The organism is Serratia sp. G204Y (genome assembly GCF_051172435.1).
Lineage (GTDB): Bacteria > Pseudomonadota > Gammaproteobacteria > Enterobacterales > Enterobacteriaceae > Serratia > Serratia sarumanii.
The window spans coordinates 2,110,107-2,135,721 of sequence record NZ_JBPIZA010000001.1 but is presented as its reverse complement, the minus strand read 5'-3'; the positions used below and the strand labels follow the sequence as shown (position 1 = coordinate 2,135,721).

Sequence of the window (25,615 nt, the reverse complement as noted above, 5' to 3'; positions counted from 1 at the left end):
ATCGCGTTTTTCGATGTTTACATGCAAAAGCGGGAATGGTAGCCGGGGTGGCCAGCGGGGTAGTCTGCGAATGTTGCTCAAATGTTTCAATTCATCGCAGATCAAGACAAGGAAACGCCATGCTGAACCAACCCCAAAGCGGTAACGATATGCCGCGCTTTGCCGGTATCCCCACCATGATGCGCCTGCCCGCCGCCGAACAGGCGCGCGGTTTGGACGCCGCCTTTGTCGGCATTCCGCTGGATATCGGCACCTCCAACCGCAGCGGCACCCGCTATGGCCCGCGCCAGATCCGCCAGGAATCGGTGATGATCCGCCCCTACAACATGGGCACCGGCTCCGCCCCGTTCGAACGGCTGCAGGTGGCCGATCTGGGGGATGTCGCCATCAACCCTTACAGCCTGGCGGACAGCGTGCAGCGCATCGAGGCGGCTTACCACGAGATCCTGGCGCACGGCTGCATGCCGTTGACGCTCGGCGGCGACCACACGCTGACGCTGCCGGTGCTGCGCGCCGTCGCCCGTCGACATGGCCCGGTCGGGCTGATCCACGTCGATGCGCATTCCGACACCAACGAGGAGATGTTCGGTGAACAGCTGGCGCACGGCACCACCTTCCGCCGCGCGTTCGAGGAAGGGTTGCTGGCGCCGGAAAAAGTGGTGCAGATCGGCCTGCGCGGCAGCGGCTATGCGGCGGACGACTTCGACTGGTCGCGCCGTCAGGGCTTTCGCGTGGTGCCGGCCGAGGCCTGCTGGCACCGATCGCTGACGCCGCTGATGGCGGAGATCCGCGAACAGATGGGCGATGCGCCGGTTTACCTCAGCTTCGATATCGACGGGCTGGATCCGGCCTTCGCACCGGGCACCGGTACGCCGGAGGTCGGCGGGCTGTCGGTTTGGCAGGGGCTGGAGATCGTGCGCGGCTGCCATGGGCTGAACCTGGTGGGCGGCGATGTGGTGGAAGTGTCGCCGCCTTACGATCGCTCCGGCAACACGGCGCTGCTGGCGGCCAACCTGCTGTTTGAAATGTTGTGCGTGCTGCCGGCCCGCTGAGGCGGCGCACTGACCCTACCGGCGGAGCGGTTGCGTCGGGGCCCCTGATAACAATAACAACGGAGTGGAGGTACCCATGAATCTCGATCTGCTGGTCGTGGTGTTTTACTTTCTGGTGATAGGCGCGGTGGGGTGGATGGGCATTCGCCGCGCCAATTCCAAAGAGGCGTATCTGGTCGCCGGGCGCAACCTGGGGCCGGGGCTGTATCTGGGCACGCTGTCGGCGGTGGTGCTCGGCGGCGCGTCGACCATCGGCAGCGTCAAGCTCGGCTACACCTACGGCATCTCCGGCGTCTGGCTGTGCGGCGCGCTGGGGCTGGGCATCGTGGTGTTGAGCCTGGTGCTGGCCAAGCCGCTGCTCAAGCTGAAGCTGTATACCGTCAGCCAGGTGTTGTCGCGGCGCTATCATCCGGCGGCGCGGGTTACCAGCGGCGCGATCATGCTGGCGTATGATCTGATGGTGGCGGTGACTTCGATCATCGCCATCGGTAGCGTGATGCAGGTGATGTTCGGCCTGTCGTTCAGCGCGTCTATCCTGCTCGGCGGCGGGCTGGTGGTGCTGTATTCGACGCTGGGGGGCATGTGGTCGCTGACGCTGACCGACATCATTCAGTTCATCATCATGACCGTCGGCATGATGCTGGTGCTGATGCCGATGAGCATCGTCAAGGCCGGCGGCTGGGAGGCGTTCACCAGCCTGCTGCCCGCCGGTTACTACCAGCTGTCGTCGATCGGGCTGGACACCATTCTGGTGTTCTTCCTGATCTACTTCTTCGGCATTCTGATCGGCCAGGACATTTGGCAGCGGGTATTTACCGCCCGCAGCGCCAACGTGGCGCGCTTCGCCGGGCTGGGGGCGGGCGTCTACTGCGTGCTGTACGGCGTGACCGGCGCGCTGATCGGCATGGCCGGCAAGATCGTGCTGCCGTCGCTCAGCAACACCGACGGCGCCTTCGCCGCTATCGCGCAGGCGGTGTTGCCGGTCGGCGTCAGCGGGCTGGTGGCCGCCGCGGCGTTGGCGGCGCTGATGTCCACCGCCAGCGCCTGCCTGCTGGCCTCTTCCACCATCGCGCTGGAGGACGTATTGCCGGCCATCCGGCGCAAACCTTCCGGCGGGTTGGCCGCCGGGCGCTTCACCACGCTCCTCATGGGCGCGGTCATGCTGGGGCTGGCATTCGTGGTGCGCGACGTGCTGGCGGCGCTGACCCTGGCTTACAACCTGTTGGTGGGCGGCATGCTGATCCCGCTGGTGGGGGCGATCTTCTGGCCGCGCGCCACCAGCGCCGGCGCCATCGCCAGCATGCTGACCGGCAGCCTGTGCGTGGTGGGGCTGATGGTCTGGCACGGCATCGACGCCAACAGCCCAATCTACGGCGGCCTGCTGGGCGGCGGCGTCGCCTTCGTGCTGGGCAGCCTGTTGAGCCGCCCGGCAGCGCAGCTGCAGACCCAAACCGAGCGCTGAAACGCACTGAGCTTTTATCGCGGCGCCTTTGCTGCTTTACTGGAGGGCGGGGCGCACGGCTCCCGAATGGGTTTAACGGCGGTCGTAAGGAGATTGGGAGTGAAGGAAAAAATCAGCGTCGCATGCTGCCAGTTAGCGTTGCGGGTCGGGGAAGCGGAACATAATCGGGCGCTGTCCGCCCAGGCTACCCGCCGGGCGGCGCAGCGCGGCGCCAACGTTATCGTGCTGCCGGAGCTGGTGAACAGCGGCTACGTGCTGCGCGATAAGGCGGAGGCGCGGGCGTTGGCCGAGGCTGAAGACGGGCCTAGCCTCAGCCTGTGGGGAGCCCTGGCGCGCGAGTTGGATGTGGCGATCGTCGCCGGTTTCTGCGAGCGCCTGCCCGATGGCGAGGTGGCCAACAGCGCGGCATTGATCGATGCGCAGGGGGTGAGGGCGATTTATCGCAAAGCGCACCTGTGGCATGAAGAGAGCACCATCTTTACCGCCGGCGATCGGCCGCCGCCGGTCGTCGAGACCCGCTTTGGCCGGTTGGCGGTGATGATCTGTTACGATCTCGAATTCCCTGAGTGGGTACGGCTGCCGGCGCTGGCCGGCGCTCAGCTGCTGTGCGCGCCGGTCAACTGGCCGCTGGCACCGCGCCCGCAGGGCGAACGGCCGGCGGAAATGGTGAAGGCGCAGGCCAACGCCGCCGTCAATCGGCTGTTCATCGCGGTGTGCGATCGTTGCGAAACGGAGCGCGGCGTTGCGTGGATCGGCGGCTCGGTGATCGTCGACGCCGACGGCTATCCATTGACGCAGAGCCTGGCAGGCGAAGGCATGGTGCTGGCATCGATGGATATCGGCTCGGCCGATGACAAGCACATCGGCCGCCACAATCACGTGCATCGCGATCGGCGGCCGATGCTGTATTGAAGCGGCGTGGCGGGCCGCTCCGCAGATCGTTTCTCCGGCGGGAAAACCCGCCGTTTTGGCGCTTACAGCCAGCCCGATTTCTTCAGCTTCTGATACAGGAAAATGCAGCCGACGGCGGTCACCCCCAGCGTGGCGTGGTAGGCCCACGGGAACTTCAGTTCCGGCATGTCGGCGAAGTTCATGCCGTACAGGCTGAAGATCACCGTCGGGATGGCCAAAATCGCCCCCCAGCCCGCCAGGCGTTTCACCACTTCGTTCTGTTTGACCGTCACCAACGCCAGGTTGACGTGCATGGCGTTGGTCAGCATTTCGCGCATGTCGTCGATATTGCTGACCACCTGATGCGCGTGATCCTGCACATCACGCACATAGGCGCGCAGCTCTTTCGGGATCACCTCTTCGTGCAGGCGGATCAGCTGGTTGCAGATTTCATCCATCGGCAGCGCGGCGTTGCGCAGCGCCAACAGGTGGCGGCGCAGGGTATAGACGTTCTCGATCGCCGCCTGATCGAACTCCGACTGAAACATGTTGGCTTCGATATTCTCGATGGTGCTCTCGAAGCGCGTCACCACGCTGCGGTAGTTGTCCACCACGAAGTCCAGCACCGAATAGAGGGCGAAGCCTGGCCCGCGGCACATCTGCTTGCGGTTCTCCTCCGCCTTGGCGCGGATCGGCGCGTAGCTGGGCGAGGCGCCGTGGCGCACCGTCACCAGAAAGTTTTTGCCGACGAAGAAATGGGTTTCGCCGTATTCGATTTCGTCGTTCTCGCCCCACTGCGCGGTTTTCACCACGATGAACAGCGAGTCGCCGTAGGTTTCCAGCTTCGGCCGCTGGTGCGCGCACAGCGCGTCTTCGATCGCCAGATCGTGCAGGCCGAACTCTTCCTGCACCTTGCGCATAAACGCCGGCTCCGGCTGCCGCAGCCCCAGCCAGATGAAGGTATCCGGCTGTTTGACCACCTCGCTGATATCGTCGATGGTCACTTCGCCCAGCCGTTGGCCGGCTTTGTACGCCACACAGTTCACCACCATGCTTTTGCTGTCCATCCGTCCATCCATTAATCAGTCAGGGTTTTGGTAAGAAAATAACACTCATGTTCCACCGGATACTCTTTCAGCGTCATTTGCAGCTGATAGCCGAGTTTTTCGTAGAACGGCCGCGCTTGGAAGCTGAAGGTATCCAGGCGAGCGTAGCGGCAGCCGCGCGCCTGCGCCTCGCGTTCGGCGGCGCGCATCAACCGGCCGCCGAGGCCGCTGCCGCGCTGGGAATCCGCCACCCACAGCCATTCGACGCTCAGCCAGTTGCCCCAGGTTTCGGCGGTCAGCCCGCCGATCACCGTGCCGGCCTCGTCGCGCGCATAGACGCTGAGCGGCTTGCGGTGACGGGCATCGATATGCGGCAGGTTGTAAGCGCGCAGGCCTTGCCTGATCGCATCGAGAGTGTGTTCGTCAATCGCGTCGGTAACGGTAATGTCCATGATTCCTCCTGGGTGATGGGTTAACTTAAGCACACTGCGGCTAAAAGGCAACCTGTTGAAATGTAATGCAAACGACCGCGCCCGCTGAGTGGGCTACACTAAACGGGTCATTTCACCCCCAGGAGGATGCCATGCCCCGATTGACTTTGCTGGCCGGTTTGCTGCTGTGCAGCGGCCTGCTGCACGCCGCGCCGACGGTCAGCCAACTGCAGGACGGCCTGGAACACCCGTGGTCGCTGGCCTTTTTGCCGGCGGAACAAGGCCTGCTTATCACCGAGCGGCCCGGCCGGCTGCGGTTGTGGCAGCAGGGCAAAGGCCTGTCGCCGCCGATCGCCGGCGTGCCGCAGGTTTACGCCGAGGGGCAGGGCGGCCTGCTGGAGGTGTTGCCGGCCCCCGACTTCGCCGCCAGCCGCCGGGTGTACCTCAGCTTCGCCGAACCAGGCGAGGGCGGCAAAGCCGGCACGGCGGTCGGCTACGGCCGTTTGAGCGACGACGGCGCGCGGCTGGAAAACTTCAAGGTGATCTTCCGCCAGCTGCCCAAGCTGTCGGTCGGCAATCACTTCGGCGGCAAGCTGGCGTTCGACAGGCAGGGCTACCTGTTTATCGCGCTGGGCGAAAACAACCAGCGGCCGACGGCGCAGGAGACCGACAAGCTGCAGGGCAAGCTGGTGCGACTGACCGCCGAAGGCGCGGTGCCGCCGGATAACCCCTGGGTCGGCCAGGCCGGCAAACGGCCGGAGGTTTGGTCCTACGGCCACCGCAATCCGCAAGGGTTGGCGCTGAACCCGTGGAGCGGCGCGATCTGGGAACACGAGCACGGCCCGCGCGGCGGCGATGAGCTCAACCTCCCGCTGCCGGGTAAAAACTACGGCTGGCCGCTGGCCACCTACGGCATCAACTATTCCGGCCAGCCGATCCCCGAGGCCAAAGGGGAACGGGTGCCCGGCACCGAACAGCCGCTGCACTATTGGCGGGTATCGCCCGGCCTCAGCGGCATGGCGTTTTATGACGGGCAGCGCTTCCCCGCCTGGCGGCACTCGCTGTTCATCGGCGCGCTGGCGCAAAAGGAACTGATTCGCCTGACGCTGGAAGGCGACAAGGTGGTGGCGGAAGAGCGGCTGCTGGGCGATCGCGGCGAGCGCATTCGCGAGGTGCGCAGCGGACCGGATGGCTATCTGTATCTGCTGACGGACGAGCGGGACGGCAAGCTGCTGAAGGTCGGGGCGTCGTAACGCCCCGCAGCGATCAGGTGAGTTCGCTCATCACGCCGCGCTGATAGGCCGGGCGGGCGCGCAGCTGCTGATACCAGCGCTCCATGTTCGGCCGCGGGCGGCGGGCGATCGGCATTTCGAACCAGGCGTAGGCGAAGCTGCCGAGCGGGATATCGCCGAAGCCGAACGCGTCGCCGGAGAGGTAAGGCTGGTGCGCCAGCGTCTGTTCGATGACGTCGAAGTGCTTTTCCAGCGTGGCGATCGCCGCTTCGATTTTCGCCATGTCGCGCAATTCCGGCGCGGTGCGGATCAGGCCCCAAAAGACGATGGTGAAGGCCGGGACGATGGTTGAGGTGGTCCAGTCCATCCACTTCTCGGCGGCGGCGCGCGCCTGCAGATCTTGCGGATAGAACGTCGCGTCGCCGAATTTCGCCGCCAGATAGCGCACGATGGTGTTGGATTCCCACAGCACGAAGTCATCGTCCTGCAGCAGCGGCACCAGGCCGTTCGGGTTCAGCGCGCGGTAACTCTCTTCGTTCACCTTGCCGAACGCGCCGCCGGCGTTGATGTGGGTATAGCTCAGCCCCAGTTCGGCGGCGCACCACAGCACCTTCCTGACGTTGTTCGAATTCTCACGGCCCCAAATGGTCAGCATTGCGCAACTCCGTTAGTGGATTAAGGACCCTCTATACCTACGCCACAAAACGCTATTTGTCACACCGCAGGGCACTTTTTGCCTGCCGCTCAGCGTTCCCAGCGGCACACTTCCCAGCCGTGCTCCGCCGCCAGCGCGCTCAGTTCGCTGTCGGGGTTGATCACCGTGGCGCTGTCGACGAATTGCAGCATCGCTTTATCGTTGAGGGAGTCGCTGTAGCCGTGGCTGTGTTCGAATTTCAGGTGCGGATGCTGCGCCAGCCAGCGTTGCAGGCGGATCACCTTGCCCTGTTGATAGGTCATGGTGCCGTAGGTGTTGCCGGTGAAGCGGCCGTCGCTGATTTCCACGCCGATCGCCAGCGCATCATCGGCGCCGAGCTGTTCGGCGATCGGCGCCACCAGATGCTCGCCGGTGGCGGAGATCACCAGAATGCAGTCGCCGCGCTCGCGGTGCCACTGCAGGCGTTCACGGGCGGCGGGATAGACGCGCGGCAGGATGTCACGCCGGATGTAACGCTGTACCCAGCCGGCCACGGTTTGCACGCTCAGGCCGGCCAGCGGCGCCAGCGTGGCCTGCATGTAGTCCTCCATCGACAGCTTGCCCTGATAATAAAGCTGCATCAGCTGCTGCTCCTGCAGCTCCAGCTCCGCCGGCGCGAAGCCCTGGCCGACCAGCCAGCGGATCCACAGGCTGGCGCTGTCATCGTCAATCAGGGTTTCATCCAGGTCGAATAAGGCTAAATCCATCAGTATTTCTCCGGCAGGCAGGGTATGAGGTCGTTTACAGGATAGCGGATAGCGCCCGTCGCCAGCCAGCGGCGTCGGCGAAATTGCGCAGAGCATAAGAAACATTGATGACGGTTTTGCGACAGTTTGTTGAACGTTTGCATAACTTAGAACGCAACAATATTGGCCGCCCCGGCGAGCGCGGTGATAACTATGGAACAAATGCAGCTACCCGGTAGGGAGTGACAATGTTGATTATTCGCCTGTATGGCAGCCCGATTGTGATTGGGGAAGAAGAGGAACCGCACGATGACGCATCTGACGACGCTGAAGACGCTGCCGCTGCTGGATCTTTCGCTGCTTGACGGCGATGCGCGCCAGCGGCGCGCCTTTCTCGACGATCTGCGCGCGGCGGCCCGCGACGTCGGCTTTTTCTATCTGCGCGGGCACGGCGTGGACAGTGTGCTGAATGCGCGGCTGCAGCAGGGCGCGCGGCAATTTTTCGCGCTGCCGGAAGCCGACAAATTGGCGGTGCAGATGGTGCATTCGCCGCACTTTCGCGGTTACAACCGGGCGGCGGCGGAGCTCACGCGCGGCCAGCCGGACTGGCGCGAGCAGTTCGATATCGGCGCCGAACGCCCGGCGCTGACGCTGTCTGACGACACCCCGCGCTGGGCGCGCCTGCAGGGGCCAAACCAGTGGCCGGCGGCGCTGCCGACGCTGAAACCGCTGCTGCTGCAGTGGCAGCAGGCGATGACCGCCATGTCGCTGCGGCTGCTGCGCGCTTTCGCTTTGGCGCTGTCGCTGCCGGAGCAGGCTTTCGATCGCTTGTACGGCGAGAAGCCCAACGAGCACATCAAACTGATTCGCTACCCGGGGCGGGACGCTACCGGCAGCGCACAGGGCGTCGGCGCGCACAAGGACTCCGGCTTTCTCAGCTTCCTGCTGCAGGACGCACAAAAAGGGCTGCAGGTGGAGGTGAGCGAAGGGCGGTGGATTGACGCCCAGCCGCGTGAAGACACCTTCGTGGTGAACATCGGCGAGCTGCTGGAGCTGGCGACCAACGGCTATCTGCGCGCCACGGTGCACCGGGTGGAAACGCCGCCGGCGGGGCGCGACAGGCTGTCGATCGCTTTTTTCCTCGGCGCGCGCTTGGACGCGGTGGTGCCGTTGTATCAACTGCCGCCGCCGCTGGCGGCGCAGGCGCGCGGCCCGGCCAGCGATCCGCTCAACCCGCTGCTGCGCGACGTGGGGTATAACTACCTGAAAGGCCGCATCCGTTCCCACCCCGATGTGGCGCAGCGCTTTTATCGGGACGTCATCGGCGTCTGAATAGCGGGCACAAAAAAGCCCGGCGCGCCGGCCGGGCTGATGGCGCTTGATGCGGGCGATTATTCCGCCAGTGCCTGCTGCAGATCGGCGATCAGATCTTCCACATCCTCAATCCCCACCGACAGGCGCACCAGCTGCGGCGTGATGCCGGTTGCCAGGCGCTGTTCCAGCGGAATGGAGGCGTGCGTCATGCTGAACGGCTGGCTGATCAGGCTTTCCACGCCGCCCAGGCTTTCCGCCAGGGTGAACAGGCGCGAGCGCTGGATGACCCGGCGCGCATAGGCATCGTCGCCTTTCAGCCGCACCGAGATCATGCCGCCGAAGCGCGTCATCTGGCGCGCCGCCAGCGCGTGCTGCGGATGGCTAGGCAGGCCGGGATAGTAGACGTTTTCCACCTGCGGCTGGCTCTCCAGCCACTGGGCGATGCGCAGTGCGCTGTCGCTGTGGCGCTGCATGCGCAGTGCCAGGGTGCGAATGCCGCGCAGCGTCAGGAAGCTGCTGAACGGATCGAGAATGCCACCGACCGCGTTTTGCAGGAAACCGAGCTGTTCCGCCAGCGCCGGGTTATCCCCCACCGCCGCGACGCCGGCCACCACGTCGGAGTGGCCGTTGAGGTATTTGGTGGCGGAGTGCACCACCACGTCAAAGCCCAGATCCAGCGGGCGCTGCAGATACGGCGAAGCGAAAGTATTGTCCGCCACGCTGATAAGCTGATGCTTTTTAGCGATCGCGGCGATGGCGCTCAGATCCGCCAGCTTCAGCAGCGGGTTGGTCGGGGTCTCTACCCAGATCATTTTGGTATCCGGCTCGATAGCCTGCTCCAGCCCGGCGAGATCCGCCGGTGACAAGTAGGTGACGCGCAGGCCGGCGGTGCGGCTGCGCACCTTTTCCAGCAGGCGATAGGTGCCGCCGTACAGATCGTCTACCGCTACCAGGTGGCTGTCCTTATCGAGCAGCTCCAGCACCGTGGAGCAGGCCGCCAGGCCGGAGGCGAAGGCGTAGCCGCGGCTACCGCCTTCCAGTTCGGCGATGGCACTTTCCAGCGCGGTGCGCGTCGGGTTGGCGCTGCGGGAGTATTCGTAGCCGGTATGCTCGCCCGGCGCCGGTTGGGCGTAGGTGGAGGTGGCGTAAATCGCCGGCATCACGGCGCCGGTGGCGTCCGGGGTGTAACCGGCGTGAACGGTCAACGTATCAAACTTGGCCATAATGGGTCCTTATTAACGTAATTTTTGGCGCCAGGCGTTAAGCACGTCTGTGCGGGTAATCAGGCCGAGGAAGCGCTCGCCGTCGAGCACCACCGCGACGTGGCCATGGTTGAAGGTGGCCTGCAATTCTTCGTAGCCGGCTTCTTTTTGCAGCGTATGGACCCGCTTGGTCATTGCGCTGCCGGCCGACAGGCTGAAGTGGGCGGCGTCGGCCTGGACGGCGTTCAGCAGATCCCACTCATCGATCAGGCCGACCACCCGATCGCCTTCCAGCACCGGCAGCTGCGAGATGTCGTACAGCCGCATGCGGGCGTGCACAATCGCCAACGTGTCGTCCGGCGCGGCAGAAACGGCCGCGCCTTCGTCGTGGCGGTAGGCGATCAGATCGCGCAGATCGCCGTGCTGCGGTTTGCTCAACAGGCCCTGTTCCAGCATCCAGTGGTCGTTATACATTTTAGACAGGTATTTGTTGCCGCTGTCGCAGACAAAGGTCACTACCCGCTTGGGTTCGGTCTGTGCGCGGCAGTAACGCAGCGCGGCGGCCAGCAGGGTGCCGGTGGACGATCCCGCCAGCACGCCTTCCTTGCGCAGCAGATCGCGCGCGGTGGTGAAGGCTTCTGCGTCGCCGATGCGGTAAGCGTTGCGAACCTGGTCAAAGTCGCTGAGCGGCGGGACGAAGTCTTCGCCGATGCCTTCCACCAGCCAACTGCCCGCTTCGCCGATGTGACCGTTGTCGAGATAGTCCGCCAGTATTGAACCCGCAGGGTCGGCCAGCACGAATTCCGTCTGCGGCGAAACCTCGGCGAAATAGCGGCTCAGCCCGCCCAGCGTGCCGCCGGAGCCGACGCCAACCACGATAGCGTCCACGTCCTGCTCCATCTGCCGCCACAGCTCGGGGGCGGTGGTGGTGGTATGGGCCGCCGGGTTGGCCGGGTTGTTGAACTGATCGATATAAAAGGCGCCGGGGATCTCCCCGGCCAGGCGTTTGGCGTAATCCTGATAGTAAGCCGGATGCCCCTTGCCGACGTCCGAACGGGTCAGCTGCACTTCCACGCCCAGCGCGCGCAGGTGGAAGATCTTCTCGCGGCTCATCTTGTCCGGCACCACCAGCAGCAGCTTATAGCCTTTCAGCGCCGCCACCAGCGCCAATCCCAGGCCGGTATTGCCGGCGGTGGCTTCGATGATGGTGCCGCCCGGCTGCAGCTTGCCGTCGCGCTCGGCCTGTTCGATCATCGACAGCGCTACGCGGTCTTTGATCGAACCGCCGGGGTTTTGATTCTCCAGCTTGACGAACAGCCGGCACGGGCCGGTATCGAACCGGGTCAGTTCCAGCATCGGGGTATTGCCAATCATCTCGATGACGGAATGGGGGATCGCCATGACTCATCTCCAGGATTATTCGGTATAAAAGTCGTTATATGGATGATAGCGCTGAGGATAAGCGCTTTAAAAAGAACAAATAACGGTTCTATATGCCATTATGGAATATATTAATCTTTTTTAGACGTATAGATGCGCAGATGTTTAGCGGTGCAGATGCTTGGCCGTGTAGCCGTGGGTGGGTGCAAAAATGTGCGTCGCGATGCTTTTTTGAACGATAAGCGGGGGCCTGCGTACAGTTATGTAAAAATGCTGAAAATTCACGCTAAACCCTGCAAAAATAAGATAAATCACATAAACTCACAGCAAGGGCATTTTCGGTGCGTTGCGTTACCCGCTATGGGCGCCGCAGGGGGTTGCGGCCGGCACGCGCGCACCGGGCCACTCTCGCTGGTTGGCTTAAAACGTGAACATGTTTGAAAGTTAACGCTATTTCAATGGTTTGAATGGACACTCTGGCGACGTCATGATGAAAAAAAACTTATCCACTTCCCTGAAAAAACTGACCTTCAGCGTAGGCATCCTGTTGCTGGCCGCCCCGGCCGTGCACGCGGCCGAGCCGCCGGCGCCGCCGCAGGTAGACGCCAAGGCCTACATTCTGATGGATTACAACAGCGGCAAGGTGCTGACCGAAGGCAATGCCGACACCCGTCTCGATCCCGCCAGCCTGACCAAGATCATGTCCAGCTACGTGATTGGCCAGGCGATCAAGGCCGGCAAGATCAAGCCGGAAGACCTGGTCACCGTCGGCAAAGACGCCTGGGCGCCCGGTAACCCGGCGCTGCGCGGTTCTTCGCTGATGTTCATCAAGCCGGGCGATCAGGTGCCGGTACTGGAGCTGAATAAGGGCATCGTGATCCAGTCGGGCAACGACGCCAGCATCGCGCTGGCTGACTACGTGGCGGGCAGCCAGGATTCGTTCGTCGGCCTGATGAACAACTACGCCAAATCCCTGGGGCTGCAGAACACCCACTTCCTGACGGTGCACGGCCTGGATGCGGAAGGGCAGTACAGCACCGCGCGCGACATGGCGCTGCTGAGCCAGGCGCTGATCCGCGACGTGCCGGACGAATACGCGCTGCATAAAGAGAAAGAGTTCACCTTTAACAAGATCCGCCAGATTAACCGTAACCGCCTGCTGTGGAGCAGCAACCTGAACGTCGACGGCATCAAGACCGGTTACACCAGCGGCGCCGGCCACAACCTGGTGGCGTCGGCCACCGACGGCCCGATGCGCCTGATCTCGGTGGTGCTGGGCGCGCCGAGCGATCGCGTGCGCTTTAGCGAAAGCGAAAAGCTGCTGACCTGGGGCTTCCGCTTCTATGAAACCGCGACGCCGATCAAGGCCGATAAGCCGTTCGTCACCCAGAAAGTGTGGTTCGGCGACGTCAGCGAAGTGCCGCTCGGCGTGGCGAAAGACGCCTCGGTCACCATTCCGAAAGGGCAGATGAAAAACCTGAAGGCCAGCTACAAGCTGACCCAGCCGACGCTGGAAGCGCCGCTGGCGAAAAACCAGGTGGTCGGCACCATCGATTTCCAGCTGGACGGCAAGACCATCGAACAGCACCCGCTGGTGGTGATGCAAGAGGTGAAAGAGGGCAACTTCTTCAGCCGCATCTGGGATATGGTGATGATGAAGCTGAGCCAGTGGTTCGGCGGGATCTTCGGCTGAATACCCTGATGTGAGGAGCGCGCCCCGGGCGCACGATCCTCGACCTGGCCGCAACTGAGAGGTTGCGGCTTTTTTTTCGCGATTTTTTGGGGGCGGTGATTAAAAGTAGTCCACCAGCATGGTGGCGCCGCTGGTGAAATCGCCTTCCGCCAGGGTGACGGCGCTGTTTTTCACCGGCACCGCATCAAGCGTCGGCGGATTGGCGTAGTCGATGTTCAGCGGCGTATTGATGGCGAAGGCCTTACCGTTGGCCAACAGTTTGATGCCCAATCCATTGACGCTGCTGGTTAACACGCTGCCGTCGAAGGCCGCCGCGCTGCCCATGATCTTCATTTTCAGCTGGCGGCTGTTATCCAGAAACTCGCATTTGATGCTGTAATCGATGCGTTGCATATAGCGATTGCCGTCGATGCGTTTGATGCCGACCTTGCCGAAGTCGATATCGATGGTGCGCCCGTCGTTGATCACGCAAGGCGGAGGCGCCACCACGGTGGCGGTGATGTTGACCTTGGTGCCCTGGTCGGCGGCCTGAGCCGCGGCGCTAATCAGGCTCAGCGCCCACAGCAAAGCGCAGCGCGTTTTACTCGTCATGTTCATTCTGGCTCCCGTCTCAAGGTGCGCTGAAGATCAGCGTGGCCGAACCCGACAGCGGGCCGGTGGCGATGCTGGTGTAAGGGACATTGTTCTTTACCGGTACAAAGGTCACGGTATCGTTGCCCTGGCCGTTGACGATGCGCGTTCTGAAGGCGTTGTTCGGCTTCACCACCGCGCCGTTGTACATCATCGCCACGCCGACGTTAGGATTGGTGGTCTTGATAAAGTCGCTGGAGAAGCCGCTGGCATCGCTGACCATGCGGATCAGAATATCCTGCGTCGCGCTCTGGTCGTCGCATTGGTAGCTGAGCGCTTTGTCCTGTTTTATCTGGGCATCATTGGCGCTCTGGGTCAGAAAGTCCTGACGGATCTGGCCGAAGTCGACGTTAATCTGCTGGCCGTTGTTGATGGTGCAGCTGGTGGTGACGAAGTAAGCGTCGTTGTCGGCGATCAGGCGCCAGCGATAAACGCCGCACTGTGGGCAACCCGGCTGATCGTTGGTCTGAATAAAGTTGATTTGGCCGATGACGTCGCCCTTGTTCACCTTGATGTCCGGCGTTGGGAAACGGTTCAACACGATATAAACCCGGATGGCGACCGACTGGGTTTGCAGGCCGGTAAGGCTGAGTACGCTGATGCCTGATGGCACCGGGGAGTTGTAATCGCTGCCGTTGATGGTGGTGCCGCTGCCGATGGCGCCAAAAATCGCACTGTTCATCGACAGCGCCGGGCTGTCGGTTTTGAGATAGTCATACCAGCTCGCGACGTCGTTTTTACAGGTGACCTGGCTGACGTTGACGATTTCGTTTTTGCCATAAGAAAGCTGTGGCCCGATGCGTACCCGGACGTCAACCGGCGTGGTCGAGCCCCCGGGTGGAATCAGTCCGCCATCGGACGTGCGGCAGGTAAACGCGTTGGCGTTGCCAAACAGCATGAAGAAAGATAATGCCAGGCAGCAACGTAAAAATAGCAGGGCTGTTTTTCTCACGATAATATCCCAATATATATAAATAGTGTGCGGCGTTACTCCGCAATGAAATATTGCCAATCAGGCCGGCTGGCCATATTTATTCCGTTAAAGGGGAGTGAGGGGCATCGCTGTTGGAGATGCCGTCGTTATCACCGTTCAGCAACGCGGTGGGATACCACCTCAATGAGTTGTTGATAGAGCCGTCCGTCACAATCACTTTTTTCCGGGAGACAAGATCCAACAATAGCCGCCGCGCCCGGTAAACACCGACGTTGACGGCATTGGCCAGTTGCCGCGTCGATAGCCATTGCTGCTGTGGCGGCAACCCGCCGATAGGGCACTTACGGGGCGACTGCGCGAATAATGTTTGCAGCAGATCGTGCTGCAATTGCCGTATTTCCTTTTGTTTCGGAGATAACGCTTCCATAGCACTTCCTCTGTATTCCGATTGCCGTATTCCTAAGAAAAAACAAACTTTCGCTGCCTACCAACAACGAGGTAAAACGCGAACAAAGAAAATTCCTATCTATTTATCAGGATTGAAAAAAAAGGCGTTGCCCGCCCCGTTTTTACCTGTGCTTAGGCAGGGGTGGCGTCACGCTGAAACCTAAAATTTTGGTTTATTATATTCACAAAGCACCACTTTGCGATCTGATTACTTGGGAATCCAAGAAAAACAGGATATTGCTCTATAAAAGCATCTTTTACGATCTATGAGGCTAAAAATAACAGTAAATTAACTTCAATTAGGAAATAAATTGCGAATGTTCGCCTTGATCAAAAAAAGCCTTTTTTTGCTGAGAGGCATTTGCCATAATATTCATCGCCGGACAAGAAGGGCGGATTAGAAAGTATTGGCCTCTGCTTGTTGTGATTTCGTTTATTTTTATATGACGGATTCATTAATGGGCGGGCCGCTGCAGACTTGCCGTTATCGACGTATTTATTGTCGATGCCTTTGGGTTTTGGCAGTTAACCAACCAGCAAGATGCTAAAGAATCAGGGCTGCGCACATATAAGCGCGAGCAGGTTTCCTGTTGCTCTTTTTCTTGATTGGAATATGCATTTTTTCTTATAAGGAATATAGGTTCTATGAAACTTAACAAAATCATGATGGCTGCAGTGATTGCATTTGGCACAAGTTCTTTTGCACAGGCAGCCGATCAGGGACACGGTAAGGTCACCTTCACGGGCTCTATTATTGATGCGCCATGCTCTATTGCGCCCGAGTCGATCGATCAGACCGTAGATCTGGGCCAGGTTTCCAACGTGGCGTTGAAAAACGGCGGCAAATCCAACCCGCGTCCGTTTGAAATCAAACTGGAGCAGTGCGACATCACCACGCTGAAAACCGTTAAAACCACCTTCAGCGGCGTCGCATCGTCCACCGACAAGGATCTGTTGGGTATCGCGGGCACCGCCAGCGGCGCCGGCGTAGCCATCTCTTACAATGGCCAGCCGATCAAACTGGGTGAAGCGACTACCGCGCAGACCCTGAATACCGGCAACAACACCCTGCATTTCGCCGCCTACCTGCAGGGCGAAGGCGCTTCCGCCGCCATCGTTCCGGGCGATTTCACTGCCGTAGCCGATTTCACCCTGGCTTATCAGTAAGTGAGCCCGAAGGCTTAATCAACCAGGCATGGGGTTCGCCGCATGCCTGGTGAATCTCCCTGTCAAAGGAATGTCGCGATGTTTTTACCAAGGAATCGAGCGGGTGCCGTTCTTTTGGCGTCGTTGGCGTTTGCGCCCGGCCATGCAACTTCCGCCGCGCAGGGGTGGGGCAAAGTCAACATGCACGGCGCCATTATCGACACCGCCTGCGCCATTGCCGCCGGCAGCCGCGATCAGACGATCGATATGGACACTATTCCTCTCGGGCAGATCATTCGTGACGGCCAGGGGATGACCAAACCTTTCAGTATCGAATTGGTCAATTGCATTTTGGAACGGCCGGAAAACAAGCCTGACTGGAAATTCTTTCAGGTCACGTTTGATGGTTATGCGGAAGGCGCTCTGTTTGGCGTACAGGGCGATGCGCGCGGCGTTGCATTGGAGATAAAAGACAGCAGCGGCACGGCGGTTATTCCAGGGAAACCTTTGCCGATGGAGGGAATAATACCGGGGAACCGAGTGCTGAATTATTCCATGACGTTGATGCCGAATCACCAGCCGTTGAAGGTGGGAGCGTATTTTTCCACAGTGCGTTTTAAGCTGGATTATTTTTGATTTTTTCTCGTACTGACGGTTAATTCGTTATTGAAAGGACTTTATTATGCTTTCACCGGCAGGGAAGTTATTTCGTCTTCAGGCCTTGGGGCTTTGCGTTGCCCTTTCTCTGGGAAATCCAATCGCGTTGGTCTATGCCGCCGACGTGATTCAATTCAATACCGACGTATTGGACATCAACGATCGCAAAAATATCGATCTGAGCCAATTCACGCGCAGCGGCTACATCATGCCGGGCGTTTATACCATGGTGGTGCACGTCAATAAGAACGATCTGCCGGAACAGCCGGTGACGTTTATGGCGCCCGAGAGCGATCCTAAAGGCAGCGAAGCCTGTCTTTCGCCGGAGTTGGTCAACCAACTGGGGCTGAAAGAAAAACTGTTAAGCACGCTGAACTGGACGCACGGCGGCCGTTGCCTTGACGCCTCCAGCCTGGCGGGGATGGAAGCCCGCGGCGATCTTGCCAGCTCTTCGCTGTATCTCAACATTCCTCAGGCCTATCTGGAATACAGCTCGGAAAACTGGGACCCGCCTTCGCGCTGGGATGATGGTATTCCTGGGCTGCTGTTTGACTATAACGTCAACGCCCAAACGCAAAAACATCAGAAGGGCGGCAGCAGTTACAGCCTGAGCGGCAACGGCACCGGCGGCGCCAACCTGGGCGCCTGGCGTCTGCGCGCCGACTGGCAGGCCAACCTCAACCATCAGACCGGCTCTTCTCAGCCGACCGATAAACAGTTCGACTGGAGCCGCTATTACGCCTACCGGGCGATCCCGGCGCTGCGTTCGCGGCTGACAATGGGTGAGGATTACCTGAACTCCGACATTTTCGACAGCCTGCGCTTTACCGGTGTCAGTCTGCGATCCGACGACAGCATGTTGCCGCCCAACCTGCGCGGCTATGCGCCGGAAGTGACCGGCGTGGCGAAAACCAACGCCAAGGTGGTGGTCAGCCAGCAGGGGCGCGTGCTGTATGAAACGCAGGTGGCGGCGGGGCCGTTCCGCATTCAGGACATCAACGATGCGGTTTCCGGCGAGCTGGACGTGCGCGTCGAAGAGCAGGACGGCAGCGTGCAGGAGTTCAAGATGAACACCGCCAACATCCCTTATCTGACGCGGCCGGGTACGGTGCGTTACAAGCTGGCGACGGGCAAGCCGTCGGAGTGGGGGCACCATCTGCGCGGGCCGATGTTCGGCACCGGCGAGTTCTCCTGGGGGATCAGCAACGGCTGGTCGCTGTACGGCGGGGGCATCGCCGGCGGCGATTACAACGCGCTGTCGCTGGGGATCGGGCGCGATCTGATGGCGCTGGGGGCGTTGTCGTTCGATGCCACGCAGTCGCGTGCGCGTTTGCCGCAGGATGGCACGTTGACCGGCGGTTCGTACCGGCTGAGCTATTCGAAGAACTTCGATGAATACGACAGCCAGGTCACCTTCGCCGGTTACCGCTTCTCTCAGGAAGACTTCATGAGCATGGGGGACTACCTGGATGCGCGTTACGAAGGGGGGCGCAGCGGCAAGAGCAAGGAGATGTACACCATCACCTTCAACAAACAGTTCCGCGATCTGGGGCTGAGCACTTATCTCAACTACAGCCACCAAACCTACTGGGATCGGGCACCGAACGATCGTTACAACCTGATGGTGTCGCGCTACTTCGACATCGGCGATTTCAAGAACGTCAGCGTGTCGCTGTCGGCCTATCGCAACCGTTACAACGAGCGCAACGACGACGGGATGTATCTGTCGCTGTCGCTGCCCTGGGGCAGCGCGGGCACGCTCAGTTACAACATGACGCTCGATCGCGAAGAGAACGCCCACCGGGTCGGGTACTACAACCGGGTCGATGAACACAACAACTATCAGATCAGCGCCGGCGCCGCACGCAGCGGAGCGACGGCCAGCGGTTATTACAGCCATCAGGGCGATATGGCGCAGATCAACGCCAACGCCAGCTACCAGGCCGGCCGCTACAGCGCCGTCGGTATCGGCGCGCAGGGCGGCCTGACAATGGCGGCGGAAGGGGCGGTGCTGCACCGCGTCAATACGCCGGGTGGCACGCGTTTGCTGCTCGATACCGAAGGCGTCGCCGGTGTGCCGGTGCGTGGCTACGGCAGTACGGTGCTGACCAACCGTTACGGCAAGGCGGTGGTGGCGGATGTAAACAGCTACTACCGCAACAAGGCCAGTATCGATCTCAACAGCCTGAGCGACAACGTCGAGGCGACGCGTTCGGTGGTGCAGGCCACGTTGACCGAGGGGGCCATCGGCTACCGCAAGTTTGAGGTGATTGCCGGCGAGAAGGCGATGGCGATCGTCAAGCTGGCGGACGGCAGCGAGCCGCCGTTCGGCGCCACGGTGCTGAATGCCCGCAAACAGGAGACCGGCATCATCAATGACGGCGGCAGCGTTTACCTGTCCGGCCTCAATCCCGGCGAGCGCATGAGCGTGCACTGGAACGGCGCGGCGCAGTGTGAAATCCAGCTGCCGGCGCCGCTGCCGGCCGAAATGTTGATGAACACGTTGCTGCTGCCTTGCCGTCCTCTTGCCGGCGACAAGCCGGCGGCCGACGCCAACTGACATACACCCGGCGGAGTGCGCTCCGCCGCTAAACCGCCGGGGCGGGCTCGTCCGCTTCCGGCCGACTGGAACCGTGAAGACATGATGAATCTGACTATGACCAGAAAGACCGTTTTCCTTGTGGGCCCGCTCGCCGCCGCGTTGACGATCGGCGCGGTCAGCCTGCCCGCTCATGCGGCCATCGCGCTGGATCGCACGCGCGTGATTTTCGACGGCGACCTGAAAACGGTCAGTCTCAACATCAGTAACCAGAACAAACAGTTGCCGTATCTGGCGCAGGGATGGATCGAAGACGACCGCGGCAACAAGATCCAAAGCCCTTTCACCGTGCTGCCGCCGGTGCAGCGGGTGGAACCGGGCAAACCGAGCCAGGTGAAGATCCAGTCGCTGCCGGCGGCGCGTCAGCTGCCGCAGGACAGGGAGACGCTGTATTACTTCAACCTGCGCGAGATCCCGCCGCGCAGCAATAAGCCGAACACGCTGCAGATAGCGCTGCAGACGCGCATCAAAATGTTTTATCGCCCGGCGGCGCTCGCCCCGAAAAAGAATGCCGCACCGTGGCAGGAGCAGCTGACGCTGACCCGGCAGGGCGACAAGTACGTGGTGAACAACCCGACCCCGTATTACGTGACGATCGTTGAGGCGAGCGCCGGCAAGGGCGGGAAAGGGGCGGCGGGCTTTGAACCGCTGATGGTGGCGCCGAAGGCCAGCGCCCCGCTGAACGTCTCCGCCGCGAGCCTCGGCAACGGGCCGTCGCTGGCGTACATCAACGATTACGGTGGGCGGCCGCAGTTGAACTTCCGCTGCGCCGGCAATGCCTGCCAGGTCGTGCCGGTCGCCAAATGACGAGCCGCGCGCCAGCAGGGAAGACAGAGTGAACACAGCGGAGTGAACGAATCATGCAACGAAATATCCCCATGCTGTTGGGAAAAGCCTATGAACGTCATCAGCGACGCACTATCGGCCTGACGGTGTTGGCCGCGCTGATGGTGCCGCTGACGGCGGGCACGATGCTGGTGCTGATGCCGCCGGCCCGCGCGGTGGACAACTGGGAGGTGGAGGGCGCGAACGGCACGCTCCACGTCTACGGCGCGTTGACGGAAAGCGCCTGCAGTCTGGAAATGACCACCGCTCGTCAGGAAGTGTGGCTGGGGGAGACGGGAACGGCGCATTTTCAGCGCCCGGGCGATCGCGGCACGCCGGTGGCGTTCGAGCTGACGCTGAAAGACTGCCTGCGGGCGCCGGCGAGCAACCGCGACGCCTGGACCGGGGTGCTGGCCTGGAGCGGCAGCCAGCCTGCGGTGTCCGTGGCGTTTGCCGCGTCGGCGGATGACGATGCGCCGAGCCTGGTCAGGGTCGCCGGCGTTACCGGCTTGGGGCTGCAGTTGGCGGATGCCAGCGGCCTGCCGGTGCGCCTCGGCGCGCGTAACAAACCGATCTTGCTGACGCCGGGGCAAAACACCCTGACGTATACGGTGACGCCGGTGCGCACCCCGGCGACGCTGAGCGCCGGCGCCTACCGTGCGGCGATCGATTTCCGCCTTTATTACGACTAATACGCCGCTTGCGCCGAGCCGGCGCAAGCCTAACCAAAGGGAGTGGCGTCATGCGCGCGACAGAGACGAACCGGCGCCGGAGCGCGCTGTTGGGGGCAGGCATGGTCATGGTGGCCGGCATGATGGCGCAGCCGGCGGACGCGGCGGAAAACATGCGCTTTCACGGGACGCTGGTGGCCGAGCCGTGCGTCATTCAGCCGGGAGATGAGGATATCCAACTGGATTTCGGCACCATCGTCGACAAATACCTGTATCTGAACACCCGCACCCATAGCCAAACCTTCGCGTTGCACCTGACCGAGTGCGATCTCAGCCTGGGCAATACGGTGGCCATTACGTTTACCGGCACCGAGAACGCCAAACTGCCCGGCCTGCTGGCGCTGGATGCCGGCAGCCTGGCCTCGGGGATCGGCATCGGGTTGGAGGACAGCAGCGGCAAGGCGCTGCCGCTCAATCGCGCCAGCGATAAATTCCGCCTGAATGCCGGCAACACCACGCTCACGCTGCAGGCCTATGTGCAGGGGGAGCCGGAGGCTATCCAAACGAAGACCATCGGCCGCGGCACCTTCAGCGCGGTGGCCACTTTTACGCTGGAATACGAATAAGCGTCTACAAGGACAAAAAACGCAATGATGATAAAGCCCCTCAATCGCGCCCTGCGCATGGGCCTGCTGTGCCTGTTGGCGTTGAGCGCCGCCGCCTGTCAAAACCAAAAATCGGGCAAACCCGCCGTGAACACCCAAAATCAGGCTGTGCAAGCGCCGTCAGAAGAGGCTTTGCGCAAGCAGCGTGAGGCCGAGCAGCTGCAGCAGTGCCAGCAGCAACTGGGCGCATTGCGCACCATCAACGAGAAGCAGTATCAGCGCTATAAACAGGCCTTCGACAGCCTGATGAGCGGCGCTTCGCAGTACGCCAATCTGCGCGCGCGGGTAAACGGCGACACGCAGGAGACGGTGGATGCGCTGTATCGCTACAAGGTCAACTATCTGTGCGCCGGGGTGAATCAGGCGGTGTTGACCGGGCTGGCGGATCGCGGAGAGCAGGTTAAATGAGGCTGCGTCTGCTCGGCTGTGTCGCTCTGCTGTTCACCGGCGTTGCGCAGGCGGACGACGGCGTGCCGGCGCTGCTGCAGTTTGCCGAGCAGTATCAACGGCAGAGCACCGGGCCGAAGAGCGAAAACGCGGCGCCCGCCGACCATGCGTCGGGGCAAAAAAAGCGTGAGCCGGCGAAGCGCCCGTCGGACACCCACCAGCCGGCTTCACCGGCCAAAGCTTTTACGCTGAGCCAGGCATTATTGGCACGTGACCAACAGCTGGCGCGCCAGCGAATGGAACTGACGATGTTGCGCCAGGAACTTGCCGCGCTGCGGGCGGAGAAAGCGGCGCCACCCGTCGCGACGTTGCCTGATTCGTCAACGCTGCAGCAGTGGATCGCCGGGCTGGGCGCCGCCTGGCGCGGTTCGCCCGATGCCCAGCGCGCCGAGGCGCTGCTGCGTCAGGCGACGCAGGAAACCGCCAAAACCAAAGCGGCGGCGATGCAGGCCGAACGGCGCGCCAGCGAGCTGGAGTCCGCCGCACAGGCATCGGCACAGACGCTTGCACAACGCCAGCGTGAGCACCAGGAGGCGCTGCACGCTCTGCGCGCCGCGTTGGAAGCGAGTGAGCAGAAGCGAGCCGCTGAGCAGAAGGCGACCCAGCAGGCGCGCGAGGCGCTGTTGGCGCTGCATCAGCGGCTGCAATGGGAGATGACGCCGGAGCAGTTGAAGGATGAACGCAAGCGTTTGTCCTATGCGGCGGGCAGTGCGCTGGGGCGGGATATTCAGGGGGTAATGACGGAGCGTCAAAGCTGGGGCGTACCGGTGGACCGCGACAGCCTGTTGGCGGGCGTCATCGATAGCGTGTCGGGGCGTTTGCAGCTGTCGCCGGATGAACTGAATGCGCTGACGGCGCAGGCGGATGCCGCCGCCGTGGCCGCGCGTGAGAAACGCGTTAACGAACAGCGGCGGCGTGACGAAGATTACCTGGCGCAGTTCCGTCAACAAAAGGGCGTTAAGCCGTCGGCGATGGGCTTCTGGTATCGGGTGGATTACGCCGGGGAGGGGACGTTGGCGCCAACGGCGGTGGTCGATGTGGTGGTGAAGGAGAAACTGACCGACGGCACGGTGATCCAGGATATGGAACTGAGCGGCAAGGTGCTGTCGCAACCGCTGTCCGAATATCCGCCGCTGTTTCGGGAGGCGATAAGCCATCTGCATAACCACGGTTCGCTGACGATGGTCGTGCCGCCGGCGCTGGCCTACGGCGAAACCGGCTATCCGCCGAAGGTGCCGCCCAACGCCACCATGGTTTATGAATTACGCATCGACAACAGCCAGGCACCGGCAAAGGGTGCCAAGGCGGTTAAACGGGAAGCCGACACGGCGGGAGGGCAGGGATGAACACCATGATAAAAATCGCGCTATTTGATGAAAACCGTTACTTCAGCGCTGGTTGGCAGGAGGCCCTGGCACTGCACTTCAGCACTTACGGCAAGCGCACGCTGTTACTGGATGCGCAGCAGGTTCACGAAGCCGATCTGGTGTTCTGCTATTTTCCTCCCGGCGTGCAAAGCTGTTTTTGTCACTTCTTTGAGGCGCAGGCTGCGGGGCGCCAAACGCTGTATTTCTCGTTGCGAACGCCGGAGGGGCGGCATAAACGCACCGCCGGCACCCGCTGCGCGCTGGAGGCCGGCGTCATCTACCACGATACGCCGCTGGTATCGGCGCTGTATCAGGTGAACGCCGAGTTGGAGCGGCGCAGCAAATGGCCGGGCAGGCCGAGTTGTGGCATGAACTGCGTATGCCAGCACCGAGGCCTGACGCTGCGCGAACAAGAGATCATGCGCTGCATGACGCGGGAGATGGGAGTGACGCAAATCGCACGGATGCTGGACATCAGCGTGAAAACCGTCAGTAATCACAAGATGAGCGTTATGCGCAAGATGGGGTTCCGGCGTAATGCCGAACTTTACGGCTGGCTGCGGCACAGCGCCCGTCCCGGCGCCGTGGGGGCGCGAGCCGGCATTCAGCCTGGCATTGCGGCAGGGAAGGCGCAGCACTGAGAAGGCGCCGGCCCAATCGGAGCGGCCGGCGCCTTTAGTGCCTCGCCGTGGCGGTCAGTTGCAGGCCACGACCTTGATCGCCAGCCCGCCCTGCGAGGTTTCGCGGTATTTGGCGTTCATGTCTTTGCCGGTTTCGTACATGGTTTCGATCACCTTATCCAGACAAACTCGCGGTTCGCTGGTGCGGCGCATCGCCATGCGTGCGGCGTTGACCGCCTTGACGGCGGAAATGGCGTTACGCTCGATGCAGGGCACCTGAACCTGGCCGGCGAGCGGATCGCAGGTCAGCCCCAAATGGTGCTCCATGGCGATCTCCGCCGCGATGCACACCTGCGCCGGGCTGCCGCCCAGCAGCTCGGTCAACCCGGCCGCCGCCATCGAACAGGCCACGCCCACTTCCCCCTGACAGCCCACTTCGGCGCCGGAGATCGAGGCGTTCATCTTGTACAGCGCGCCAATCACGCCGGATGCCAGGAAGTAACGGGTGTAGGAGTTGGCGTTTACCGGACGGATGAACTTGTCGTAGTAAGCCAGCACCGCAGGAATGATGCCGCAGGCGCCGTTGGTCGGCGCGGTGACCACGCGGCCACCGGCGGCGTTCTCTTCGTTGACCGCCAGCGCGAACATGTTGATCCAATCGACCACGTTCATCGGGTCGATATTGTTCTTGTCTCCGGTCACCAGAATGCGGCGCAGCGCGGCGGCGCGACGCGGCACCTTCATCGGGCCGGGCAGCAAGCCTTCGGTGTTGATGCCGCGTTCGATACCGGCGCTCATCACCTGCCAGACGTCGGCGAAGTGCGCGTCGATATCGGCCTTGCTGCGCAGCGCCAGCTCGTTCTGCATCACCAGGCCGGACAGCGACAGCCCGGTGTCTTTGCAATGCTGCTGCAGATCGTGCGCCGATTTGAACGGGTAGGGCACCGGCGTGGCGCCCTCGGCAGACTGGCCGAAGTGCTCTTCGTCGACGATGAAACCGCCGCCGATCGAGTAATAGGTTTTGCTGTGCAGCAGGCGCTCACCGGCGAAGGCGCGGATGCGCATGCCGTTTTCGTGCAGCGGCAGGTTATCGCTGTGGAAATTCATGCCGCCGTGCTGCGGGAAATCCACCTCGTGATGGCCGTTGGCCAGCGGCAGGCGGCCGCGCTGTTCGACGTCGCGGATAAAGCCGGGAATGCTGTCGATGTCCACGTCGTGCGGCAGGTTGCCGGCCAGGCCCATGATGATGGCGATATCGGTGTGGTGGCCTTTACCGGTCAACGACAGCGAACCGTACACGTCGACCACCACGCGGGTGGTGTCCTGCAACTGCTGGTGGGCGATCAGATCGTCGACGAACTGTTTGCCGGCTTTCATCGGGCCAACGGTGTGGGAACTGGATGGGCCGATGCCAATTTTGAAAATATCGAAAACGCTGACCATGGTCTCGCCTCCTTCTTCAGGTTTCAGGCGGTGAATACGGGAAATGGGGGAGTGCGGGAGGGCCGGCGCGCAGCGGCGCCG

25 protein-coding genes are annotated in these 25,615 nt (G+C 61.9%); 15 read left to right on the top strand and 10 right to left on the bottom strand.

What is annotated here, in order from left to right; all coding sequences use genetic code 11:
• Nucleotides 1-119 precede the first annotated feature (119 nt).
• The 3 genes from speB to ACSBQQ_RS10400 all read left to right on the top strand — a co-directional run bounded on the left by speB (nucleotide 120) and on the right by ACSBQQ_RS10400 (nucleotide 3,426).
• On the top strand, nucleotides 120-1,052 hold the full coding sequence (speB, locus tag ACSBQQ_RS10410; protein WP_060387490.1) for an agmatinase: 933 nt from the start codon (nucleotides 120-122) through the stop codon (nucleotides 1,050-1,052).
• 76 nt (nucleotides 1,053-1,128) lie between these two features.
• On the top strand, nucleotides 1,129-2,514 hold the full coding sequence (locus ACSBQQ_RS10405; RefSeq protein WP_033646725.1) for a sodium:solute symporter: 1,386 nt from the start codon (nucleotides 1,129-1,131) through the stop codon (nucleotides 2,512-2,514).
• 99 nt (nucleotides 2,515-2,613) lie between these two features.
• The gene (locus ACSBQQ_RS10400) at nucleotides 2,614-3,426 is read left to right on the top strand and encodes a nitrilase-related carbon-nitrogen hydrolase (protein WP_225845457.1); all 813 of its coding nucleotides are present in this window, start codon (nucleotides 2,614-2,616) and stop codon (nucleotides 3,424-3,426) included.
• A 62-nt stretch (nucleotides 3,427-3,488) separates the two neighbouring features.
• On the opposite strand, the gene corA is transcribed toward ACSBQQ_RS10400, so the two are convergent.
• Together corA and ACSBQQ_RS10390 are read right to left on the bottom strand one after the other, a co-directional pair.
• On the bottom strand, nucleotides 3,489-4,472 hold the full coding sequence (corA, locus tag ACSBQQ_RS10395; RefSeq protein ID WP_033637778.1) for a magnesium/cobalt transporter CorA: 984 nt from the start codon (nucleotides 4,470-4,472) through the stop codon (nucleotides 3,489-3,491).
• 11 nt (nucleotides 4,473-4,483) lie between these two features.
• Nucleotides 4,484-4,903 (bottom strand): GNAT family N-acetyltransferase, encoded by a 420-nt coding sequence (locus tag ACSBQQ_RS10390; RefSeq protein ID WP_041034264.1) that lies wholly within the window; start codon nucleotides 4,901-4,903, stop codon nucleotides 4,484-4,486.
• Nucleotides 4,904-5,034: 131 nt separating this feature from the next.
• On the opposite strand from ACSBQQ_RS10390, the gene ACSBQQ_RS10385 reads away from it, so the two are divergent.
• Nucleotides 5,035-6,135: a PQQ-dependent sugar dehydrogenase gene (locus ACSBQQ_RS10385; RefSeq protein WP_049212987.1), complete on the top strand. Its 1,101-nt coding sequence runs from the start codon at nucleotides 5,035-5,037 to the stop codon at nucleotides 6,133-6,135.
• 13 nt (nucleotides 6,136-6,148) lie between these two features.
• Here ACSBQQ_RS10385 and ACSBQQ_RS10380 read toward each other — a convergent pair whose 3' ends face one another.
• Both ACSBQQ_RS10380 and ACSBQQ_RS10375 read right to left on the bottom strand, forming a co-directional pair.
• Complete coding sequence (locus tag ACSBQQ_RS10380; protein WP_048322642.1) at nucleotides 6,149-6,769, bottom strand: glutathione S-transferase family protein; 621 nt, start codon at nucleotides 6,767-6,769, stop codon at nucleotides 6,149-6,151.
• 89 nt (nucleotides 6,770-6,858) lie between these two features.
• A complete protein-coding gene (locus ACSBQQ_RS10375; RefSeq protein ID WP_033646717.1) occupies nucleotides 6,859-7,515 on the bottom strand; it encodes an HAD family hydrolase in 657 nt (218 codons plus the stop codon).
• 288 nt (nucleotides 7,516-7,803) lie between these two features.
• Between ACSBQQ_RS10375 and ACSBQQ_RS10370 the strand changes: the two genes are divergently transcribed.
• Nucleotides 7,804-8,826 (top strand): isopenicillin N synthase family dioxygenase, encoded by a 1,023-nt coding sequence (locus ACSBQQ_RS10370; protein WP_039566769.1) that lies wholly within the window; start codon nucleotides 7,804-7,806, stop codon nucleotides 8,824-8,826.
• Nucleotides 8,827-8,885: 59 nt separating this feature from the next.
• On the opposite strand, the gene ACSBQQ_RS10365 is transcribed toward ACSBQQ_RS10370, so the two are convergent.
• Both ACSBQQ_RS10365 and ACSBQQ_RS10360 read right to left on the bottom strand, forming a co-directional pair.
• Nucleotides 8,886-10,031: a trans-sulfuration enzyme family protein gene (locus ACSBQQ_RS10365; protein WP_060428349.1), complete on the bottom strand. Its 1,146-nt coding sequence runs from the start codon at nucleotides 10,029-10,031 to the stop codon at nucleotides 8,886-8,888.
• A 12-nt stretch (nucleotides 10,032-10,043) separates the two neighbouring features.
• Nucleotides 10,044-11,411 (bottom strand): pyridoxal-phosphate dependent enzyme, encoded by a 1,368-nt coding sequence (locus ACSBQQ_RS10360; RefSeq protein ID WP_033646711.1) that lies wholly within the window; start codon nucleotides 11,409-11,411, stop codon nucleotides 10,044-10,046.
• Nucleotides 11,412-11,877: 466 nt separating this feature from the next.
• Here ACSBQQ_RS10360 and ACSBQQ_RS10355 point away from each other — a divergent pair, with 466 nt between their 5' ends.
• Nucleotides 11,878-13,083 (top strand): serine hydrolase, encoded by a 1,206-nt coding sequence (locus ACSBQQ_RS10355; RefSeq protein ID WP_038881127.1) that lies wholly within the window; start codon nucleotides 11,878-11,880, stop codon nucleotides 13,081-13,083.
• Between the two features lie 99 nt (nucleotides 13,084-13,182).
• Here the strand turns inward: ACSBQQ_RS10355 and ACSBQQ_RS10350 are convergent, their stop codons facing one another.
• The 3 genes from ACSBQQ_RS10350 to ACSBQQ_RS10340 form a co-directional block, all read right to left on the bottom strand.
• A complete protein-coding gene (locus ACSBQQ_RS10350; protein WP_223181936.1) occupies nucleotides 13,183-13,674 on the bottom strand; it encodes a fimbrial protein in 492 nt (163 codons plus the stop codon).
• Nucleotides 13,675-13,693: 19 nt separating this feature from the next.
• Nucleotides 13,694-14,611, bottom strand: coding sequence for a fimbrial protein (locus ACSBQQ_RS10345; protein WP_072022384.1), 918 nt, complete (start codon nucleotides 14,609-14,611; stop codon nucleotides 13,694-13,696).
• A gap of 133 nt (nucleotides 14,612-14,744) precedes the next feature.
• Nucleotides 14,745-15,074, bottom strand: coding sequence for a hypothetical protein (locus tag ACSBQQ_RS10340; protein ID WP_033646709.1), 330 nt, complete (start codon nucleotides 15,072-15,074; stop codon nucleotides 14,745-14,747).
• 665 nt (nucleotides 15,075-15,739) lie between these two features.
• On the opposite strand from ACSBQQ_RS10340, the gene ACSBQQ_RS10335 reads away from it, so the two are divergent.
• The 9 genes from ACSBQQ_RS10335 (at nucleotide 15,740) to ACSBQQ_RS10295 (ending at nucleotide 24,112) form a co-directional block, all read left to right on the top strand.
• Nucleotides 15,740-16,261, top strand: a complete 522-nt coding sequence (locus tag ACSBQQ_RS10335) for a fimbrial protein (RefSeq protein ID WP_060387494.1) — start codon at nucleotides 15,740-15,742, stop codon at nucleotides 16,259-16,261.
• 78 nt (nucleotides 16,262-16,339) lie between these two features.
• Nucleotides 16,340-16,876, top strand: a complete 537-nt coding sequence (locus ACSBQQ_RS10330) for a fimbrial protein (RefSeq protein ID WP_033654626.1) — start codon at nucleotides 16,340-16,342, stop codon at nucleotides 16,874-16,876.
• Nucleotides 16,877-16,922: 46 nt separating this feature from the next.
• A complete protein-coding gene (locus ACSBQQ_RS10325) occupies nucleotides 16,923-19,457 on the top strand; it encodes an outer membrane usher protein (protein WP_072269908.1) in 2,535 nt (844 codons plus the stop codon).
• Between the two features lie 81 nt (nucleotides 19,458-19,538).
• A complete protein-coding gene (locus tag ACSBQQ_RS10320; protein WP_048321394.1) occupies nucleotides 19,539-20,303 on the top strand; it encodes a fimbria/pilus periplasmic chaperone in 765 nt (254 codons plus the stop codon).
• A 71-nt stretch (nucleotides 20,304-20,374) separates the two neighbouring features.
• Entirely contained in the window at nucleotides 20,375-21,013 is a 639-nt protein-coding gene (locus tag ACSBQQ_RS10315; RefSeq protein ID WP_060428350.1) for a fimbrial protein, read from the top strand.
• A gap of 50 nt (nucleotides 21,014-21,063) precedes the next feature.
• Nucleotides 21,064-21,618 (top strand): fimbrial protein, encoded by a 555-nt coding sequence (locus ACSBQQ_RS10310; protein ID WP_033646700.1) that lies wholly within the window; start codon nucleotides 21,064-21,066, stop codon nucleotides 21,616-21,618.
• 24 nt (nucleotides 21,619-21,642) lie between these two features.
• Complete coding sequence (locus ACSBQQ_RS10305) at nucleotides 21,643-22,065, top strand: hypothetical protein (protein ID WP_060428352.1); 423 nt, start codon at nucleotides 21,643-21,645, stop codon at nucleotides 22,063-22,065.
• A complete protein-coding gene (locus ACSBQQ_RS10300) occupies nucleotides 22,062-23,450 on the top strand; it encodes an FKBP-type peptidyl-prolyl cis-trans isomerase N-terminal domain-containing protein (RefSeq protein ID WP_060428354.1) in 1,389 nt (462 codons plus the stop codon). The genes ACSBQQ_RS10305 and ACSBQQ_RS10300 overlap by 4 nt, the downstream gene beginning before the upstream one ends.
• Nucleotides 23,447-24,112: a response regulator transcription factor gene (locus tag ACSBQQ_RS10295; protein WP_041034282.1), complete on the top strand. Its 666-nt coding sequence runs from the start codon at nucleotides 23,447-23,449 to the stop codon at nucleotides 24,110-24,112. The genes ACSBQQ_RS10300 and ACSBQQ_RS10295 overlap by 4 nt, the downstream gene beginning before the upstream one ends.
• Nucleotides 24,113-24,166: 54 nt before the next feature.
• On the opposite strand, the gene ACSBQQ_RS10290 is transcribed toward ACSBQQ_RS10295, so the two are convergent.
• Nucleotides 24,167-25,534 carry an L-serine ammonia-lyase gene (locus ACSBQQ_RS10290; protein WP_033646691.1) on the bottom strand — a complete coding sequence of 456 codons (1,368 nt, stop codon included), beginning with the start codon at nucleotides 25,532-25,534 and terminating at the stop codon, nucleotides 24,167-24,169.
• Nucleotides 25,535-25,615: the final 81 nt, after the last annotated feature.

Coding starts and splice junctions, on each gene's coding strand:
- speB (WP_060387490.1), top strand. CDS start 120: ATGCTGAACCAACCCCAAAGCGGTAACGATATGCCGCGCTTTGCCGGT.
- ACSBQQ_RS10405 (WP_033646725.1), top strand. CDS start 1,129: ATGAATCTCGATCTGCTGGTCGTGGTGTTTTACTTTCTGGTGATAGGC.
- corA (WP_033637778.1), bottom strand. CDS start 4,472: ATGGACAGCAAAAGCATGGTGGTGAACTGTGTGGCGTACAAAGCCGGC.
- ACSBQQ_RS10390 (WP_041034264.1), bottom strand. CDS start 4,903: ATGGACATTACCGTTACCGACGCGATTGACGAACACACTCTCGATGCG.
- ACSBQQ_RS10385 (WP_049212987.1), top strand. CDS start 5,035: ATGCCCCGATTGACTTTGCTGGCCGGTTTGCTGCTGTGCAGCGGCCTG.
- ACSBQQ_RS10380 (WP_048322642.1), bottom strand. CDS start 6,769: ATGCTGACCATTTGGGGCCGTGAGAATTCGAACAACGTCAGGAAGGTG.
- ACSBQQ_RS10375 (WP_033646717.1), bottom strand. CDS start 7,515: ATGGATTTAGCCTTATTCGACCTGGATGAAACCCTGATTGACGATGAC.
- ACSBQQ_RS10370 (WP_039566769.1), top strand. CDS start 7,804: ATGACGCATCTGACGACGCTGAAGACGCTGCCGCTGCTGGATCTTTCG.
- ACSBQQ_RS10365 (WP_060428349.1), bottom strand. CDS start 10,031: ATGGCCAAGTTTGATACGTTGACCGTTCACGCCGGTTACACCCCGGAC.
- ACSBQQ_RS10360 (WP_033646711.1), bottom strand. CDS start 11,411: ATGGCGATCCCCCATTCCGTCATCGAGATGATTGGCAATACCCCGATG.
- ACSBQQ_RS10355 (WP_038881127.1), top strand. CDS start 11,878: ATGATGAAAAAAAACTTATCCACTTCCCTGAAAAAACTGACCTTCAGC.
- ACSBQQ_RS10350 (WP_223181936.1), bottom strand. CDS start 13,674: ATGACGAGTAAAACGCGCTGCGCTTTGCTGTGGGCGCTGAGCCTGATT.
- ACSBQQ_RS10345 (WP_072022384.1), bottom strand. CDS start 14,611: ATGCTGTTTGGCAACGCCAACGCGTTTACCTGCCGCACGTCCGATGGC.
- ACSBQQ_RS10340 (WP_033646709.1), bottom strand. CDS start 15,074: ATGGAAGCGTTATCTCCGAAACAAAAGGAAATACGGCAATTGCAGCAC.
- ACSBQQ_RS10335 (WP_060387494.1), top strand. CDS start 15,740: ATGAAACTTAACAAAATCATGATGGCTGCAGTGATTGCATTTGGCACA.
- ACSBQQ_RS10330 (WP_033654626.1), top strand. CDS start 16,340: ATGTTTTTACCAAGGAATCGAGCGGGTGCCGTTCTTTTGGCGTCGTTG.
- ACSBQQ_RS10325 (WP_072269908.1), top strand. CDS start 16,923: ATGCTTTCACCGGCAGGGAAGTTATTTCGTCTTCAGGCCTTGGGGCTT.
- ACSBQQ_RS10320 (WP_048321394.1), top strand. CDS start 19,539: ATGATGAATCTGACTATGACCAGAAAGACCGTTTTCCTTGTGGGCCCG.
- ACSBQQ_RS10315 (WP_060428350.1), top strand. CDS start 20,375: ATGCTGTTGGGAAAAGCCTATGAACGTCATCAGCGACGCACTATCGGC.
- ACSBQQ_RS10310 (WP_033646700.1), top strand. CDS start 21,064: ATGCGCGCGACAGAGACGAACCGGCGCCGGAGCGCGCTGTTGGGGGCA.
- ACSBQQ_RS10305 (WP_060428352.1), top strand. CDS start 21,643: ATGATGATAAAGCCCCTCAATCGCGCCCTGCGCATGGGCCTGCTGTGC.
- ACSBQQ_RS10300 (WP_060428354.1), top strand. CDS start 22,062: ATGAGGCTGCGTCTGCTCGGCTGTGTCGCTCTGCTGTTCACCGGCGTT.
- ACSBQQ_RS10295 (WP_041034282.1), top strand. CDS start 23,447: ATGAACACCATGATAAAAATCGCGCTATTTGATGAAAACCGTTACTTC.
- ACSBQQ_RS10290 (WP_033646691.1), bottom strand. CDS start 25,534: ATGGTCAGCGTTTTCGATATTTTCAAAATTGGCATCGGCCCATCCAGT.